Source organism: Streptomyces sp. NPDC041796, assembly GCF_055590785.1.
In genome coordinates this window covers 21,687-37,933 of the sequence record NZ_JBVJAH010000031.1, presented here as the reverse complement: position 1 = coordinate 37,933, position 16,247 = coordinate 21,687, and the positions used below count along the sequence as shown (strand labels likewise).

Genomic DNA, 16,247 nt, shown 5'->3' with positions numbered 1-16,247 from the left:
GAGGTTGTGCGGGGGGGTGTTGTTTTGCTCCCGGTGTACGCAGGGGGGGCCCGGTTGTTCCACGACCTCCGGCGGGGGGGGGGGGGGGGGGGGGGGTGGGGGGGGGGGGGGGTTTTTTCCCCCCCCCCCCCCCGCCTCCCCGTCCCTTCCGACCCTCCCGCCCCTGCCGGCCCTTCGGCCCGGTCGCCCGGGGTGCGGGTGTGGCTAGGACGTGCGGACGAGGGCGAGGACCTCGTCGCGGAGGCGGGCCATCGTCGGTTCGTCGCGGGCCTCGACGTTCAGGCGCAGCAGCGGCTCGGTGTTGGAGGGGCGGAGGTTGAACCACCAGTCGGGACCGGTGACCGTGAGGCCGTCGAGCTCGTCGGTCGTGACACCGTCGCGGGAGGCGAACGCCTCGCGGACCGCCGTGGTGCGGCCGGACTGGTCCGCGACCGTGGAGTTGATCTCGCCGGAGCCGGCGTAGCGGTCGTACGAGGAGACCAGCCGGGACAGCGGTCCGGTCTGGCCGCCCAGGGCCGCGAGGACGTGGAGGGCTGCCAGCATGCCGGTGTCCGCGTTCCAGAAGTCGCGGAAGTAGTAGTGCGCCGAGTGCTCACCGCCGAAGATCGCGCCGGTCCGGGCCATCTCCTCCTTGATGAAGGAGTGGCCGACCCGGGTGCGCACCGGCGTCCCGCCGTTCTCGCGGACGACTTCGGGCACGGACAGCGACGTGATCAGGTTGTGGATGATCGTGCCCGTGCCGCCGTTCCTGGCGAGCTCGCGCGCCGCGACCAGCGCCGTGATCGCCGACGGGGACACCGGGTCACCCTTCTCGTCCACCACGAAGCAGCGGTCGGCGTCGCCGTCGAAGGCCAGGCCCAGGTCGGCGCCCTCCTCCCGCACCCGCTGCTGCAGGTCCACGAGGTTGGCCGGGTCCAGCGGGTTGGCCTCGTGGTTGGGGAAGGTGCCGTCCAGCTCGAAGTACATGGGGACCAGGTCCAGCGGCAGGCCCTCGAAGACCGTGGGGACCGTGTGGCCGCCCATGCCGTTGCCCGCGTCCACGACGACCTTCAGCGGCCGGACGGACGTGAGGTCCACGAGGGTCTTCAGGTGGGCCGCGTAGTCGGTGAGGGTGTCCCGCTCGGTGAGCGTGCCGGGTGTCGCCGCCGCTTCGGGGGCGCCGGTCACCAGCCACTTCTCCGCGAGCTCCCGGATCTGGGCGAGGCCCGTGTCCTGGCCGACCGGGGCCGCGCCCGCGCGGCACAGCTTGATGCCGTTGTACTGGGCGGGGTTGTGCGACGCCGTGAACATCGCGCCCGGCAGTCCGAACCGCCCCGACGCGAAGTAGAGCTGGTCCGTGGAGCACAGGCCGATCAGCGTGACGTCCGCGCCGCGCCGCGCCGCGCCGCGCGCGAACGCGCCGGACAGGCCGGGCGACGAGGGGCGCATGTCGTGGCCCACGACGATCGCGTCGGCGCCGGTCACCTCGACGAACGCCGCGCCGAAGAGCTCCGCCAGCGGCTCGTCCCACTGATCCGGCACCACTCCGCGGACGTCGTACGCCTTCACGATCCCCGACAGATCACGAGACAGATCAGCTGTCACTTCCCCGCACCCTCCTGCAAGCCCTGTGTGGTCCACCCGAGGGTGGAGCACACAAACTACCCGGTAGGGGGCGGGGCCTCAGGAGTCGGGAGAGCGCAGCACCCGCAGGTGCCCGCGGCGCCCGACCTCGACCGGGTCGCCAGCCCGGCCGCCGGGCTTGCCGCCGGCCTGCGCGGCGCGCTCCTGGGGGCGGGCCGCTTCACGCACGGCGTTGGCGAGCGCTTCGAGATCGTCGCCGCTGGGGCGGGCGGGTGCGGAGCCGTCCGAGAGCCGGACGACCTCCCAGCCGCGTGGGGCGGTCAGGCGCTCGCTGTGCTCGGCGCACAGGTCGTAGCAGTGGGGTTCGGCGTAGGTGGCGAGCGGGCCGAGGACCGCTGTCGAGTCGGCATAGACGTACGTCAGTGTCGCGACGGCAGGGCGGCCGCACGCGGTGCGCGAACAGCGACGTACAGGGCTCACGACGTTGGACGGTACCGCACTCTTGAGCGGGCCGCGACGACTCTCCACCAGGTCACTCGCCCGTGTCGCGGTGTGACGTCCCGCACAGGGGCCTGCGGAAACGCTCGGCTGACCTGCGGGGAAGGTGGCGTCCCCCGGTGCGGGCGGTCGACCGGCCGAACACCACTCCGAACGAATCCGGTCAATCCACATGAGTCGACCGATCAGGCAGAGGTACTGAATCGCGCCGAAGCGTGGCCGAAATGCTCAGTCAACGACATGCCCCGGGCGTGGCGCGCGGCACGATCGTCATACGCCGGGGAGAGCTACCCTGCCTCAGTGATGGACAGTCCCGTACCGCCCCGCCCGGCCGAGCCCCGGCCGCGCCGCCGAGACCGCCACGGCCGCGGCATGCGCGGGCCCGTCGCCCCGCCCCAGGTACCGCTCTCCGCCAGCCGCGCGGACACCTTCCGCGATCTGGTCCAGGACTCGGTGGAGCGGCTGGAGCGGCGCTGGCCGCAGCTGGCCGACGTCGACTTCCTGGTACTGGAAGTGCCGGTGTCGCCCGACGAGTCCGTACCGCTGGGTGTCTCGGTCCCGGCCGGCCGGGACCGGCCCGCGCGGGTCATCGTCTACCGGCGGCCGGTCGAGCTGCGGGCCAAGAACCGGGACGAGCGGGCCCTGCTCGTCCACGAGGTCGTGGTCGAGCAGGTCGCCGAGCTTCTCGGGCTCTCCCCCGAGTCGGTCGACCCCCGGTACGGGCAGGACTGACCCCCTGAGCCGGGCCACACCCGGTCCGGCGCCCCGGGGGGGCGATCGGGACAAGGCTCTGAGCCGGGCACATCCAGCGCCGCCGCCCGGGGACGGGCGGGACACGTCCTGCGAGGCGGTCGCGTTCGGGCAGGACCGGCCTCCGGAGCCGGTCCACACCCCGCACGGCCGCCCTGGGAGACGTCCGCCGAGGCGGCCCGTCCGGTGGAGGACCGGAGCCCGAGGTGGCGGACCAGTGCCCGGGGCAGAGGACTAGCGTCCGAGGACCGACAGGTCCTGCCGCGCCGCCGGGACCTCCACCGTGCCGCGGTCGTCGGCGAGCGTCTGGACGGTGAACATCGGGATGTCGTCGTCCGGTTCGGCCAGGGTGCGCGAGGCGTGCACCGGGCCGCCCGAGACGGTCTCGACGGTCAGCGCGTACGAGCCCTTCAGCCCGGCCGGCACCGGCGGGGCGACCGCCAGCGTCGTACCGGCCTTGACCGTGTACGTCTTGGTGGCCGGCGTCCCGCCCTCGGTGCCCGCCGACGCGGTGACCTTGACCTCCGCGGTCTCGCCGGGCGCGGTCAGCGACAGGGTGGTGCCCTTGGCGCGGTTGTCCGCCGCGGTCGCCCGCTCCCCCACCGGCCCGGTCGCCGGGATGAAGGCCACCTCCTGGTTCTCGCCCTTGCCGCGCACGACCCTCAGCGCGGCGACCACCGGGGTCGCCCGCCCCTTCTGCGCCGGGGACAGCAGCAGCGACCCGGCTTCGCCGCGTGTGACGTCCTTGAGGTCGACGGCCGCGGTCATCCCCGACTTGATGTGCAGGCTCTCGGCGGCGGCCGGGGTGATCGTGCCGGTCGGGCTCGCGAGCTGGATCTTCAGGTCGGCGTCGTCCTCGCCCGGCGCGTACGCCACCAGCCGTACGGACGTGGCGTCCGCGGGGATGCCGGGCAGGACCAGCGTCCCGGCCGGGTCGGCCGACGCGGGCAGCCAGTCGCTTCCGAGCGTCTCGTCGGCGGAGCGCATCACCGCGCCGACCCGCCCGCTGCGGGTGGTGGCGTGGACCGTGACGTCCTCGGCGGCCGGGTCGGTCGTCAGGGTGGACAGGAGGACCGGCACGCTGGACCGGGCGGGGACCGTCACGCCTTCGGTGAGCTGGGACTTCAGGGCGCCGTTCGGCCCGTACAGCTCGATGTCGACGACGGTGGCCGTGTCGTCGGGGTTGGTCAGGTGGACGTAGTCGGAGCGCTGCTTGGCGGTCGAGGCACCGGGGAACCAGAAGTCGGTGTCGGGCGCGGTGCAGCTGACGCCCAGCAGGCCGCGCGAGCCGCCGGCCGGGACCTTGGTGGTCTGCTGGGTGGTCCAGCCGGGTGCGAGCCGTCCCGACGCGGAACCGACCAGCGCGGGAGCGTCACCGCCGTCCGCCTCGGCGGAGACGGGTTTGCCGGGCTGGGTGAGGCTGAGGACGGGCTTGTCCGCGGCCTGGGCCTTCTTCGCCGTACCGGCCTTCTTGGGGGCCGCCGTGGTGTCGTCGGCGGTGGCGGCGGACGGCTTCAGCTCGGCCTGGCCGCTGCCCTCACCCTCGCCCGCGGGGGTGAACGACGTGTACACCGTCTCGGCGACCTCGGAGTTGCTCGGCGCGGGGCACAGCAGGCTGGAGCGCTCGACGGGAAGCCGCGCGGGGGCCTTGGCGACGGCCGGCGTCCCGGCATCGGCGCCGGGGGTGCTCAGGGCGGCGAACCCGGTGACCGCGGCGAGGGCGGTGACGGCGGCGGCGAGGGAGAGGGTGGTCCGGTTCACTGGTTGCTGCTCCCGTCGGGACGCTGCTCGTTGTCGTACTCGTAGCCGTGAGCCGGCGGGTACTGCTGGTCGTACTGGCCCTGCGGGTACTGCTGGTCGTACTGGCCCGGCGCGTACTCGCCCGGGGCGTACTCGCCCTCGTACGGCTGCTGGTACTGCTGCTGGTACTGCTCGTACTGCTGCTGGTACTCCGGGTACTCCTGGTACGGGTCGGCCGCCTGGTACTGCTGCGGGTCGGCCGGGTGGGCGGCATAGGTCTGGGCGCCGTCCCACTCCCCGTAGGAGGGCTGCCGCGGCACCCCGTCCACGGTGTGCGCCGCGTACGGATCAGCGTCGGGTACGGGTACGGGCGCGGGGACCGGTCCGGTCTCAGCGACCGTCTCCGCCTCCGCCGCCTCGGCGGCCGCCGCCGCCCGCAGCCGGCGCGCCCGGCGGCCGTCGCCCGCCAGGTCCTCGGCGGTCACGACGGGCTGCTCCTCCTCCGGCAGGTCGTCGTCCACGTCCCGGCGACGTCCCGGCAAGGCCAGCACGAGGAGGACCACGGCCAGGGAGCACTGGGTCCAGAGCCAGGCGGTGTGACCGAAGGGGTCCTCGTACGTCAGGTCCAGGCGCCCGCCCTCCGCGGGCAGCTCGAAGCCCTGCGCCCAGCCGTCGACGACGGTCTTCTTCAGGGGACGGCCGTCGATCACGGCCTGCCAGCCGTCGTCCGCGCGGTCCGCGATGCGCAGGACGCGCCCGGGGCCGCCCGACGGGATCTCGGTGTGCGCCTCGACCGGACCGGCGGCCACCGGCAGCCGCTCGCCCTTGCCGTCGCCGCCCGGGACGATGGTGGCCCGCGCGACCTGGCGGTCGACCCGCCACAGCGCGCTGCCGTCCAGCTGGCTGAGCCGGGTGAGGCCGGGCGTGGCGTCCAGGACGCGGCTCGTCTGGCGCGGCGCCCCGTCCCGCACCAGGACGTACCGGATCGCGAAGCCGCTCAGCTGGTCCGTCTGGTCCGCGCCGGAACCGGCGACGAGGTGGGCGACGACCTTGTCGAGGCGGGGGTCGCCGCCGCCGGACGCGGTCAGCTCGGCGTCACCGAGGCGGGCGCCGGAGCCGCGGAGCAGGGTGTACGGGACCTCGGCGGACGAGGTGCCGCCCAGGACGAGGGTGCGCGGCTGGTCGCGGGTGTCGCTCTCCTCGGCGACGAACGCGGGCACCTGGACCGGATCGCGCCGCTCCAGCGGCCCGGCCGCGCCGCCGATCATCCAGCCGGCCGCGGAGACGACCGGGCCGGCGGCCGCGGCCAGCGCGATCAGCACCGCGACGGGCTGGCGCCAGCCGAAGCTCTGCGAGGCGACGCGGGTACGGCCGCCCTCCGCGCCGAGCATGCCGGCGGCCAGGAGCGCGATGCCGTACACGAGGGTGGCGGGCCCGGCCCAGCCGGAGCCGTCACCGGAGCCGTTGACGAGCACCGCGAAGACGAGGGCGACGACGGCAGCCACCCATGCCGTACGGATCGCGAACTGGCGCTCGGCGCGCAGCAGGGCCGCCAGCGCCGCCAGGACCAGGCCGATGAGGACGAGCCCGCCGACGGCCTTGGGCCCGCCCGGCGAGACGCCGAGCAGGTCGAGCGCCGTCGCCGGCCCCGTACCGAACTCCATCCCGGCCTCCTTGAAGAGGGCGGACGGGTCGGTCAGCAGGGAGAGAGACCACGGGGCGAGCAGCAGCAGTGGGGTGCCGACGGCGGCCAGGAAGCGCAGTCCGTAGGCGACGACGTCGTCGCGCCGCAGTGCCAGCACCGCCACGCCGAGGACGACCGCGAGCGGCCAGACGACGGGCGTGAACGCCATGGTGAAGGTGAGCAGGAAGGCGTACGCCCAGGTGGCGCGCCAGCTCCCGCGCGCTTCCCCGCGCAGTCCGTGCGCGGCGACGGCGGCGCGGGCGATCAGCGGCAGCAGGACCGCGAGGACGGCCGTGCCGAGCCGCCCCGTGGCGAGGGCGCCGGTGGCGGCGGGGAGGAAGGCGTACGCGACGGCTCCCCAGGCGCGCAGCAGCCGGGACTGGACCAGGGAGCGGGAGGCGAAGTACGCGGTGATGCCGGCCAGGGGCACCGAGCAGACGAGCAGCACGGTGAGGGCGAGGCCGGTGGAGCCGAGGAACACGGCGGAGAGGGCGGCGAGGACCGCGAGGTACGGCGGGGCGGTCTGGGTGCCGCCGGTGCCGAGCGGGTGCCACGCGTCCGCGTACCGGCTCCACAGGTCCCCGACTCCGTCGGGGACGGGCAGCAGCGCGCCGCCCGCGAGGGAGCCGCCGCCGAACAGGCCGCGGCAGGCGACCACCGATACGACCAGCAGCAGGGCGAAGAGGACCGGTCCCGGCTTGCGGGCGATCTTCTTGAGGCGGGCGAACTGCTCGATCTCCAGGTAGTCGGCGTCGTCGCCGCCGGGGCCCGATTCGACGGCACCGTGCCGTGAGCCGCCCGAATCGGCGTCGGAGCCGCCGAAGTTGGACATGACCTGCTCGACGGTGGCGCGGACGGTGGCGCCGGGCGGGGGGAACAGCGGGCGCAGTTCGGACGCCTCGACGGCTCTCCTGCTTCTTCTGCGACGGGCCGCGATGATCCGCTCGGGCCGCAGCAGGGTGCCGAACAGACCCATGACTTCGTCGACGGCCTGGCCGGGTGCCTTGCCGACGAGGTAGGCGAGGGTGCGCAGCAGGGTGCCGACGACGAGGCGGAGGAGGACCCAGGGGACGGTGATGCCGCGCGCGTTGGCGAGCAGGGTGTAGACGGCGCCCGCCTTGTCGACGCGGTGGGGGCTGGCGACGGAGCGGCCCGCGCAGTCGACGGTGCGCCGCTCGCGGGCGGACGCCTCGGCGTGCCGGAGGACGGCGTCGGGGGCGACGAGGACGCGGTGGCCGGCGCTGTGGGCGCGCCAGCACAGGTCGACGTCGTCGCGCATCAGGGGCAGGCGGCGGTCGAAGCCGCCGAGCTCCTCGAAGACGTCGCGGCGGATGAGCATGCCGGCGCTGGAGACGGACAGCACCGACCTGACCTGGTCGTGCTGGCCCTGGTCCTGTTCGCGGCGGTCCAGGCCGGTCCAGCGGCGGCCGCTGTTGGCGATGGAGACGCCCACTTCGAGGAGCTGTTTGCGGTCGTACCAGCCGCGCAGCTTGGGCCCGACGATCACCGCGTACTCGTCGGCGTCGGCGACGCGGAGCAGTTCGGCGAGGGCGTCGGGCTCGGGCGCGGCGTCGTCGTGGAGCAGCCAGAGCCATTGGACGGGCTCGCCGTGCGGGAGCTCCGGCATGTCGTACGCCTCGTCGCGCCAGGTCCGGCTGACCGGGTCCCAGCCGCTGGGCCGCTTCAGGTACGGCAGTTCCTCGGGGCCGAGGACGGGCGCGGTGCGTGCGGCCTCGTCGACGGCGGCGCCGAAGCCCGTGCGCCGCGCGAGGTGCAGTACCCGGTCGTCGCCGATGGCCTCGGTGACCAGCCGCGCGGAGTCGTCGGCGCTGCCGGTGTCGGCGGCGATGACGTTCTGTACGGGGCGTTCCTGACCGAGCAGCCCGGCGAGGACATCCGGCAGCCACCGGGCGCCGTCGTGGGACACGAGCACGGCGGTGACGACGTGCCGCGGGAACTCGGGCTGTTGCGCGGGGGAAGCGGGGGTGAACGCGGCTGTGGTGGCGGACATCGGGTTACGGGCCCTCCGGCCGGGGGGTCGCCCGCGGGGGGCGTTGGAGCGTCTCGGACGGAGGCCCACACTAATGGCTGGCACGACAGCGGTCCGCCGCCTGTGGACAGAGCACGGGCGGCGGACCGTTCTTTACGTACGCGTGTGCGCGGTTTGGCCGATCGGCACCCTTCGGTGGCCAGTACCCGGCGCGGATCACCGCTTCGGCGGCCGGTTGCGGCCTTCGGCCGGTGGCGTGCTCCGGCGGGCGGCGCCGCGGGCGCGCGGCGGGGCGCCCGGGGGTCGGAGGGGCGCGCTCCGGGGGTTGCCGGGGGGCGCCGGGCGGGCACGCCGCGGGGTGGCCGGGCGGCGCCGGGTGGTGGGGGTCGGAGGGCTGCCGCGGACGGCGGTGTCAGACCGCGGCCTTTTTCAGGCGGCGGCGCTCGCGCTCCGACAGGCCGCCCCAGATTCCGAATCTTTCGTCATTGGCGAGCGCGTACTCGAGGCATTCCGAACGGACTTCGCACGCGAGGCAGACCTTCTTGGCCTCGCGGGTGGATCCGCCCTTCTCGGGGAAGAAGGACTCCGGGTCCGTCTGGGCGCACAACGCGCGCTCCTGCCAGCCGAGTTCCTCATCCGCGTCCTCGACCAGCAGTTCCTGGAACAACTCGGTCATGTGCGCCCCTCGTCGGTCTTTGCGTCCCCGTGATGTGGCCGTTTGTCGAATTTTTCGGCCTAACGACACGAGTGAAATTACAAGTGTGGTGCTCCGGGCCAGTCAAGCCGGGATCTGCTATTGGGCCCGGTATTCACTCTGCGGAACCAAGGGTATGCGGAAAGTGTTCAAATCAGCAAAAATGAGACACATGCCGCCACCATGCCCGCACCCTCCCTTTCACCACCTCTTCAAGGGAGGACGTACGCCGCTTCGATCTTGTTGCGGTCGAGCCGGTGAAGCGACCCGGATCACAGTCAGGTCACGAGAGCGCGACGACGTTTGCGCGGGTGGTTGCTGCGGCATGTGTCCTGGCCCCTGACAGCACAAACCTTTCTCCGGACGGAGTAACCGGATGAGGTGAAACATTTCCGCCAAATCGGGCATTGGGTTGACAGACGTAATCGAGCCGGTCACCTTTGAAGGCATGCCAGCGACCACAGCGCTCCTCGCGACCCACGCCCGTGGGTCCCGCAGCGCTGCCCCGGCTCTCCAGCCGCTCCGTCGCTGTTGCTGTCGCTGTTCCAGCTGTTGATGCCGTAGCGCTCCAGCGCCTCTCCCCAGCGTCTGTTTTCCGCCTTTCCCGCGTGTACCGCTTCCGGTTTCCGGACCCGTTTCTCTCGAGGAACCCCCGCATCCCATGAACAGCGACAGCGACCTCCAGATCGCCGGCGACATCCTCGCCGTACAGCACCTTCTCCAGCCCGCCAAGGAGCACCCCTCCACCGTGGCCGAGTTCGTCGGGCTGGCGCGCTCCATCGCCGCCGACCGGACCCAATGGGCCCACCTTGTCGAATACGACGCCACCACCCGCTGGTACCACCGGCTGCGCACGGGGCCCGGTTACGAGGTGTGGCTGCTGTCCTGGGTGCCCGGACAAGGCACAGGTATGCATGATCATGGCGACTCTTCCGGCGTACTGACCGTCCTCGAGGGCGAACTGACGGAACGTACGGATAAGGGCGCCCGGTTGCTCACCGGCGGCGCACAGCGCGTCTTCGCGCCGGGATACGCGCACGACGTGGTCAACGACTCGCTCGAACCGGCCGTCAGCCTGCACGTCTACTACCCGGGCCTGACCGACATGCCGATGCACGGCACCGGCTGCTCCGCCCCCCGGACCGCGGATGCCGTAGTCGCCTGACAGGCCCGCCCGTCGCCCCGCCCACCACCCCTCAAACGATCGGCCTCCGGCTGACAGACTGTGCCCCATGCGCATTGTGGTTCTGGCCGGCGGCATCGGTGGTGCCCGTTTTCTGCGCGGCCTCAAGCAGGCCGCGCCCGACGCGGACATCACGGTCATCGGCAACACCGGTGATGACATCCATCTGTTCGGGCTGAAGGTCTGCCCCGACCTCGACACGGTGATGTACACCCTGGGGGGTGGTATCAACGAGGAGCAGGGCTGGGGGCGTGCCGACGAGACGTTCCAGGTCAAGAGCGAGCTCGCCGCGTACGGAGTGGGACCCGAGTGGTTCGGCCTCGGTGACCGCGACTTCGCCACCCATATCGTCCGTACGCAGATGCTGGGCGCCGGCTATCCGCTGAGCGCCGTCACCGAGGCGCTGTGCGCCCGGTGGAAGCCGGGCGTACGGCTGCTGCCGATGTCCGACGACCGGGTCGAGACCCATGTCGCCGTCGAGATCGAGGGCGAGCGCAAGGCCGTGCACTTCCAGGAGTACTGGGTGAAGCTGCGCGCCTCCGTGGACGCGCAGGCGATCGTGCCGGTCGGCGCCGAGCAGTCCAAGCCCGCGCCGGGGGTGCTGCAGGCCATCGGCGAGGCCGACGTCGTGCTCTTCCCGCCGTCCAACCCGGTCGTCTCCATCGGGACCATCCTCGCCGTGCCCGGCATCCGCGAGGCGATCGCCGACGCGGGCGTGCCGGTCGTGGGCCTCTCCCCCATCGTCGGGAACGCGCCGGTGCGCGGCATGGCCGACAAGGTGCTCGCCGCGGTGGGCGTCGAGTCCACCGCCGCGGCGGTCGCCCAGCACTACGGCTCCGGGCTGCTCGACGGCTGGCTCGTCGACACGACCGACGCGGACACCGTCGGCGAGGTCGAGGCGGCGGGCATCCGGTGCCGGGCGGTGCCGCTGATGATGACGGACGTGGACGCGACGGCGGAGATGGCGCGCGAGGCGCTGACCCTCGCCGAGGAGGTACGCGCGTGACGTCCCCCTCCTACCGGGTGTGGGCGCTGCCCGGGCTGCCGGAGGTGCGGCCCGGTGACGACCTCGCCAAGCTGATCGCGGCCACCGAGCCGGGGCTGGCCGACGGTGACGTCCTGCTCGTCACCTCCAAGATCGTCAGCAAGGCCGAGGGGCGGATCGTCGCGGCGGACGACCGCGAGGCGGCCATCGACGCCGAGACGGTACGGGTGGTGGCGCGGCGCGGCGCCCTCCGTATCGTCGAGAACCGGCAGGGCCTGGTCATGGCCGCGGCCGGGGTCGACGCGTCCAACACCCCGGCGGGGACGGTGCTGTTGCTGCCCGAGGACCCGGACGCGTCCGCGCGGGCCATCCGCGAGGGCCTGCGGGAGACGCTCGGCGTGGACGTCGGCGTCGTCGTCACGGACACCTTCGGGCGGCCGTGGCGCAGCGGGGTCACCGATGTGGCGATCGGCGCGGCAGGCGTGCGGGTGCTGGACGACCTGCGCGGCGGAACGGACGCGTACGGCAACCCGCTGGTCGCCACCGTGGTCGCCGGCGCGGACGAGCTGGCCGCGGCCGGGGACCTGGTGAAGGGCAAGGCCGCGGGGCTGCCGGTCGCGGTGGTACGGGGCCTCGCGCACCTGGTCGTGACCGAGGAGGACGACCAGGGCGCGCGGGCGCTGGTGCGGGACGCGGCCGACGACATGTTCCGGCTCGGCACGTCCGAGGCGGTGCGGGAGGCCGTGGCGCTGCGGCGGACGGTCCGGGAGTTCACGGACGACCCCGTGGACCCGGGCGCGGTGCGGCGGGCGGTGGCGGCGGCCCTGACGGCACCGGCGCCGCACCACACGACGCCGTGGCGGTTCGTGCTGCTGGAGTCGGAGGAGTCGCGGGTGCGGCTGCTGGACGCGATGCGGGACGCGTGGGTGGCCGACCTGCGGGCCGACGGCCTCGGCGAGGACGCCGTCGCGCGGCGGGTGCGCCGCGGGGACGTCCTGCGGCGTGCGCCGTACCTGGTGGTGCCCTGCCTGGTGATGGACGGCTCGCACCGGTACGGGGACGCGCGGCGGGACGGGGCGGAGCGCGAGATGTTCGTGGTCGCCGCCGGGGCCGGCGTACAGAACTTCCTGGTCGCGCTGGCCGGTGAGCGGCTGGGGTCGGCGTGGGTGTCGTCGACGATGTTCTGCCGGGACGTCGTCCGGGACGTGCTGGACCTGCCGGCCGACTGGGACCCGATGGGCGCGGTGGCCGTCGGCCGCCCGGCGGGCGTGCCCCGGCCACGGGCGGCACGGGAGGTGGACGGGTTCGTCGAGGTGCGGTGACGCCGTGCGCGACGGGCCCTAGAGCGCCGCGATGTTGCCCGGTGTGAAGCGGGGGCCGCGGCGGGGTGGGATGCGGCCGCTGAGGAGGATGAGGCGGGCGGCGCGGTGGCGTTGGCCCGCGTAGGGGGACAGCAGCTCCAGCATCTCCTCGTCGTCGGCGTCCCGGCGGCCGGCCAGGGCGTAGCCGACGATGCTCGGCAGGTGGTAGTCGCCGGTCGTGACCGCGTCGGGGGCGCCGTTGCTGCGCTGGACCGTTTCGGCGGACGTCCACGGGCCGATGCCCGGGATCAGTTCCAGGCGCTGCCGGGCCTGCTCCGGTTCCATCGTGGCGGCCTCCTCCAGACGGCGCGCCACCCGGACCGCGCGGAGGATCGTGGAGGAGCGCTTGTCGTCCACGCCCGCGCGGTGCCACTCCCAGGACGGGACCAGCGCCCAGGTGCGCGGCTCGGGCATGACGTAGAGGCGGTCGTTCGGGCCCGGTGCGGGGTCGCCGTACTTGCGTACGAGCAGACGCCACGCCCGGTACGCCTCGTCCGTCGTGACCTTCTGCTCCAGGATCGAGGGGATCAGCGACTCCATGACCAGCCCGGTCCGGGTCAGCCGCAGCCCGGGGCGGCGCCGCTCGGTCGCGGCCAGCAGCCGGTGGCGCGGGGTGAACGCGGACGGGTCGTCCTCCGCGCCGAGGAGCGCGGGGAGCCGGTCGAGGAGCCACTGCGCGCCCGCACCCCACGCTTCCGCCTCGACGGCCCCGCCGCGCGCCGCGACCCGCAGTGTTCCCGGGCCCTCCGGGGTGCGGCTGGTGCGCCAGACGGAACCGTCGGGTGCCGTACGGAACGTGGGGTCGGCCGGGCCGCGCCGCAGCGGGCCCAGGGCCAGGCCCAGGTCCAGCGGCCACGGCGGGGTCCAGCTCCGGGTACGGGACGCGGCGGCGGGGGCCGACCGGGCGGCGGGTACGGCGACGTGCCCGCCGCGCACACTGGTGCGGGTGGGGCGCGGGGCGTAACGGCCTGCCACGGAAGTACGGTCCTCGAGGTCGGGGCCCCGGGGTCGGGGTCCTACGAGAGTAGCTCCCGCCCCACGAACCCCACAGGCCCGTCCCGCCGGCCCGCGGCAACGAACCCCGGACGCGCAGGCCCGCGCCCCGCCCCGCCGGACCTACTGGTCCGACGAGAAGCGCACCGCTCCGTCCGGCAGGCGGGCTCCGCACCACACGCGTACGCCGTCGCGCAGCTCGTTGTCGGCGCCCACGTGCGCGCCGTCGCCGATGACCGCGCCGTGGAGGATCGTCCGGGCGCCCACCCGCGCGCCCTCGCCGATCAGCGAGTCGCTGATCACCGCGCCGGCCTCGACGACCGCGCCGGCCAGGACGGTGCTGCCGTCGACGCGGGCGCCCTCGCCGACCGTCGCGCCGGCGCCGATGACCGTGCCGCCGGTGAGCTTGGCGTCCGGGGCGACCGAGGCGCCGTCGAGGACGAGCCGGTCACCGCGGCGGCCCGGCACGGCCGGGGACGGGGCGCGGCCCAGCACCAGGTCGGCGGAGCCGCGCACGAACGCCTGCGGGGTGCCGAGGTCCAGCCAGTACGTGGAGTCGACCATGCCCTGGAGGTGGGCGCCGGTCGCCAGCAGGTCGGGGAACGTCTCGCGTTCGACCGAGACGGGACGGCCGGTCGGGATGGTGTCGATGACCGAGCGGCGGAAGACGTACGCGCCCGCGTTGATCTGGTCGGTGACGATCTCCTCGGGCGTCTGCGGCTTCTCCAGGAACGCCGTGACGCGACCGGTGGCGTCCGTCGGGACGAGCCCGAAAGCCCGTGGGTCCTCGACGCGCGTGAGGTGGAGCGAGACGTCCGCGCCGGACGTCTCGTGGGTCTCCACCAGGGCCCTGATGTCCAGGCCGGTGAGGATGTCGCCGTTGAAGATCAGGACCGGTTCCTCCGGTCCCGAGTGGAGGCGCGAGGCGACGTTGCGGATCGCGCCGCCGGTGCCGAGCGGCTCCCGTTCGGTGACGTACTCGATGTGCAGGCCGAGCGACGACCCGTCGCCGAAGTAGGGCTCGAACACCTCGGCGAGGTACGAGGTCGCCAGCACGATGTGCTCGACGCCCGCCGCCCGCGCGCGGGCCAGCTGGTGCGTGAGGAACGGGACGCCCGCCGCCGGGACCATCGGCTTGGGCGTGTTGACCGTCATCGGACGCAGCCGGGTGCCCTTGCCACCGACCAGGAGGATCGCTTCTGTCACCTGTCGTCTCTGCTTCCTGCTGGGTCCGGTCGATGGGCCACATCGGTCATATGACCGATACGACCGGACAGTGTATGCAGACCGTTCGGTACAGCCGTCCCGGTCATCGTCCCGGTCGCCGTCACCGGCCCTGGTACTTGGCCGACGCGCTCCGGGCCGTGCCGAGCTTGCCGTAGAGCCGTGCGCCGGGGCAGTCGGTCAAAAAGCCGTCCCGGTGCCCGGAGATGACGTTGAGTTTGACCTTCGTGCCCTTCTTGTACAGGTTTCCGCCACCCGAGGTCAGGGTGGACTTCCCCCGCGGATCCTTTCCGTACAGTCCGAGCTTCCATGCCGTCAGCCGTGCGACGGCGGTCACCGCCGCCGAGGGCGGGGTGGACTGACTGTACGTGCCCAGGACCGCGATGCCCATGCTGTTGGTGTTGAAGCCTCGGGTGTGCGCGCCCAGCACCGCCTTGGCCACGCCTCCCGCACGCCCTTCGTAGATGTTTCCGCACTTGTCGACGGCGAAGTTGTAGCCGAAGTCACGCCAGCCGCTGCTCTTGACGTGGTAGCGGTAGATACTGCGCAGAACGGATGGGGCCTGCTTGCAGGTGTAGTTGTTGCCCGTGGCGCTGTGGTGGACGAACGCAGCCTGGACGGACTTGGTGTAGACGAAGTTGCGTTCCCGCAGCTTCTCGTCCGCGCCCCATCCCTTGCGGGTGACGATGCGCGGGCGCGGGCCGATGTGCGGCTTGGAGTTCATGGCCTCCTCGCCGAACTGGTCGGCGAACGCGGCATCCGTCTCCTCCTTGGACAATTCGGGGATCTCGGCCGCGCCGAGCGGCACGAGTTCGGCGTTGACGGCGGAGGCCGCCGACTCCTCGGGCGTCAGCACGGCCGCGGGGGCCGGGACCTGGCCGGTGGTGGTGCCGGTGTCGGTGCCCTCGGGGATCTCGGGGCCCTGGGCGGTGTCCTCGCTGGCGGGTTCGCCTGCGGGCTCGCTGCTGGGCTCGTCGCCGGGGTCGACCAGCTCGATGCGCATGCCGCGCGGCAGCGCGGCCGGAGCACCGCCCGAGCGCGGTGCCTCGGCCCGTACGCGCACCTCGACGCCGTCCGAGGCGCCGACCCACAGCGGGGCGGTGGAGCCGCGGACCGTGCCGGAGTCGCGTTCGGGGGTGCCGGGGTCGGCGGCGTGGTCGTGGTTGTGGGTCTCGACGGACTGCCAGCCGGACCAGGCGCCGGTGCCGGTGGCACGGGTGCGGACCTGGACCGAGCCGTGCAGTTCGGCGTCCGGGTCGTCCCACACGACGCCGACCAGCGAGAACGGCCGGACGTCGCGCCGGGTCAGCCCCTTCTGCGCGGCACCGGTCGCCCGTTCGGCGCGGAGCGCCCGGAGCGGCAGCGACTGGGTGGAGCCGGGAACGGACACCTCACCGGTGGGGACGGCGGAGGCGGGGGACGTGAGGGACGTGGCGGAAGTGGTGGACGTGACGGACGTGACCGAGGCGGCGCTCGCGGGGAGCGCGAGCGGGAGCGGGAGCACGAGGGCCGCGGCGCACGCGACGCCGATCGAGGATGCAAGGTAGGCACGCATGAGGCGATCCTGGGCGGGCCGGACACA

At 73.5% G+C, this 16,247-nt stretch carries 12 protein-coding genes; 4 read left to right on the top strand and 8 right to left on the bottom strand.

What is annotated here, in order from left to right; all coding sequences use genetic code 11:
- Positions 1 to 204: 204 nt before the first annotated feature.
- Together ACZ6C1_RS35790 and ACZ6C1_RS35785 are read right to left on the bottom strand one after the other, a co-directional pair.
- Positions 205 to 1,572: a phosphomannomutase/phosphoglucomutase gene (locus tag ACZ6C1_RS35790; RefSeq protein ID WP_469247048.1), complete on the bottom strand. Its 1,368-nt coding sequence runs from the start codon at positions 1,570 to 1,572 to the stop codon at positions 205 to 207.
- Between the two features lie 90 nt (positions 1,573 to 1,662).
- Entirely contained in the window at positions 1,663 to 2,091 is a 429-nt protein-coding gene (locus ACZ6C1_RS35785) for a DUF3499 domain-containing protein (RefSeq protein WP_073757778.1), read from the bottom strand.
- 273 nt (positions 2,092 to 2,364) lie between these two features.
- Between ACZ6C1_RS35785 and ACZ6C1_RS35780 the strand changes: the two genes are divergently transcribed.
- The gene (locus ACZ6C1_RS35780) at positions 2,365 to 2,793 is read left to right on the top strand and encodes a metallopeptidase family protein (RefSeq protein ID WP_469247046.1); all 429 of its coding nucleotides are present in this window, start codon (positions 2,365 to 2,367) and stop codon (positions 2,791 to 2,793) included.
- Positions 2,794 to 3,045: 252 nt separating this feature from the next.
- Here ACZ6C1_RS35780 and ACZ6C1_RS35775 read toward each other — a convergent pair whose 3' ends face one another.
- The 3 genes from ACZ6C1_RS35775 to ACZ6C1_RS35765 all read right to left on the bottom strand — a co-directional run bounded on the left by ACZ6C1_RS35775 (position 3,046) and on the right by ACZ6C1_RS35765 (position 8,901).
- Entirely contained in the window at positions 3,046 to 4,572 is a 1,527-nt protein-coding gene (locus tag ACZ6C1_RS35775; RefSeq protein ID WP_469247044.1) for a DUF5719 family protein, read from the bottom strand.
- Complete coding sequence (locus ACZ6C1_RS35770; RefSeq protein WP_469247042.1) at positions 4,569 to 8,246, bottom strand: glycosyltransferase; 3,678 nt, start codon at positions 8,244 to 8,246, stop codon at positions 4,569 to 4,571. Before ACZ6C1_RS35770 ends, ACZ6C1_RS35775 begins: the two co-directional genes overlap by 4 nt.
- Before the next feature lie 391 nt (positions 8,247 to 8,637).
- Complete coding sequence (locus ACZ6C1_RS35765) at positions 8,638 to 8,901, bottom strand: WhiB family transcriptional regulator (protein WP_023588371.1); 264 nt, start codon at positions 8,899 to 8,901, stop codon at positions 8,638 to 8,640.
- 679 nt (positions 8,902 to 9,580) lie between these two features.
- Between ACZ6C1_RS35765 and ACZ6C1_RS35760 the strand changes: the two genes are divergently transcribed.
- From ACZ6C1_RS35760 to ACZ6C1_RS35750, 3 genes are all read left to right on the top strand, one after another.
- Positions 9,581 to 10,084 (top strand): cysteine dioxygenase, encoded by a 504-nt coding sequence (locus ACZ6C1_RS35760; RefSeq protein ID WP_469247040.1) that lies wholly within the window; start codon positions 9,581 to 9,583, stop codon positions 10,082 to 10,084.
- A 67-nt stretch (positions 10,085 to 10,151) separates the two neighbouring features.
- On the top strand, positions 10,152 to 11,108 hold the full coding sequence (cofD, locus tag ACZ6C1_RS35755; RefSeq protein ID WP_469247038.1) for a 2-phospho-L-lactate transferase: 957 nt from the start codon (positions 10,152 to 10,154) through the stop codon (positions 11,106 to 11,108).
- Entirely contained in the window at positions 11,105 to 12,409 is a 1,305-nt protein-coding gene (locus ACZ6C1_RS35750; RefSeq protein WP_469247036.1) for a coenzyme F420-0:L-glutamate ligase, read from the top strand. Before cofD ends, ACZ6C1_RS35750 begins: the two co-directional genes overlap by 4 nt.
- Positions 12,410 to 12,427: 18 nt before the next feature.
- Here the strand turns inward: ACZ6C1_RS35750 and ACZ6C1_RS35745 are convergent, their stop codons facing one another.
- The 3 genes from ACZ6C1_RS35745 to ACZ6C1_RS35735 all read right to left on the bottom strand — a co-directional run bounded on the left by ACZ6C1_RS35745 (position 12,428) and on the right by ACZ6C1_RS35735 (position 16,220).
- Positions 12,428 to 13,423 carry a DNA-3-methyladenine glycosylase family protein gene (locus tag ACZ6C1_RS35745; protein WP_469247034.1) on the bottom strand — a complete coding sequence of 332 codons (996 nt, stop codon included), beginning with the start codon at positions 13,421 to 13,423 and terminating at the stop codon, positions 12,428 to 12,430.
- Positions 13,424 to 13,564: 141 nt separating this feature from the next.
- Positions 13,565 to 14,647, bottom strand: a complete 1,083-nt coding sequence (gene manB, locus ACZ6C1_RS35740) for a mannose-1-phosphate guanylyltransferase (RefSeq protein WP_469247032.1) — start codon at positions 14,645 to 14,647, stop codon at positions 13,565 to 13,567.
- A 121-nt stretch (positions 14,648 to 14,768) separates the two neighbouring features.
- Entirely contained in the window at positions 14,769 to 16,220 is a 1,452-nt protein-coding gene (locus tag ACZ6C1_RS35735) for a peptidoglycan recognition protein family protein (RefSeq protein WP_469247030.1), read from the bottom strand.
- Positions 16,221 to 16,247: the final 27 nt, after the last annotated feature.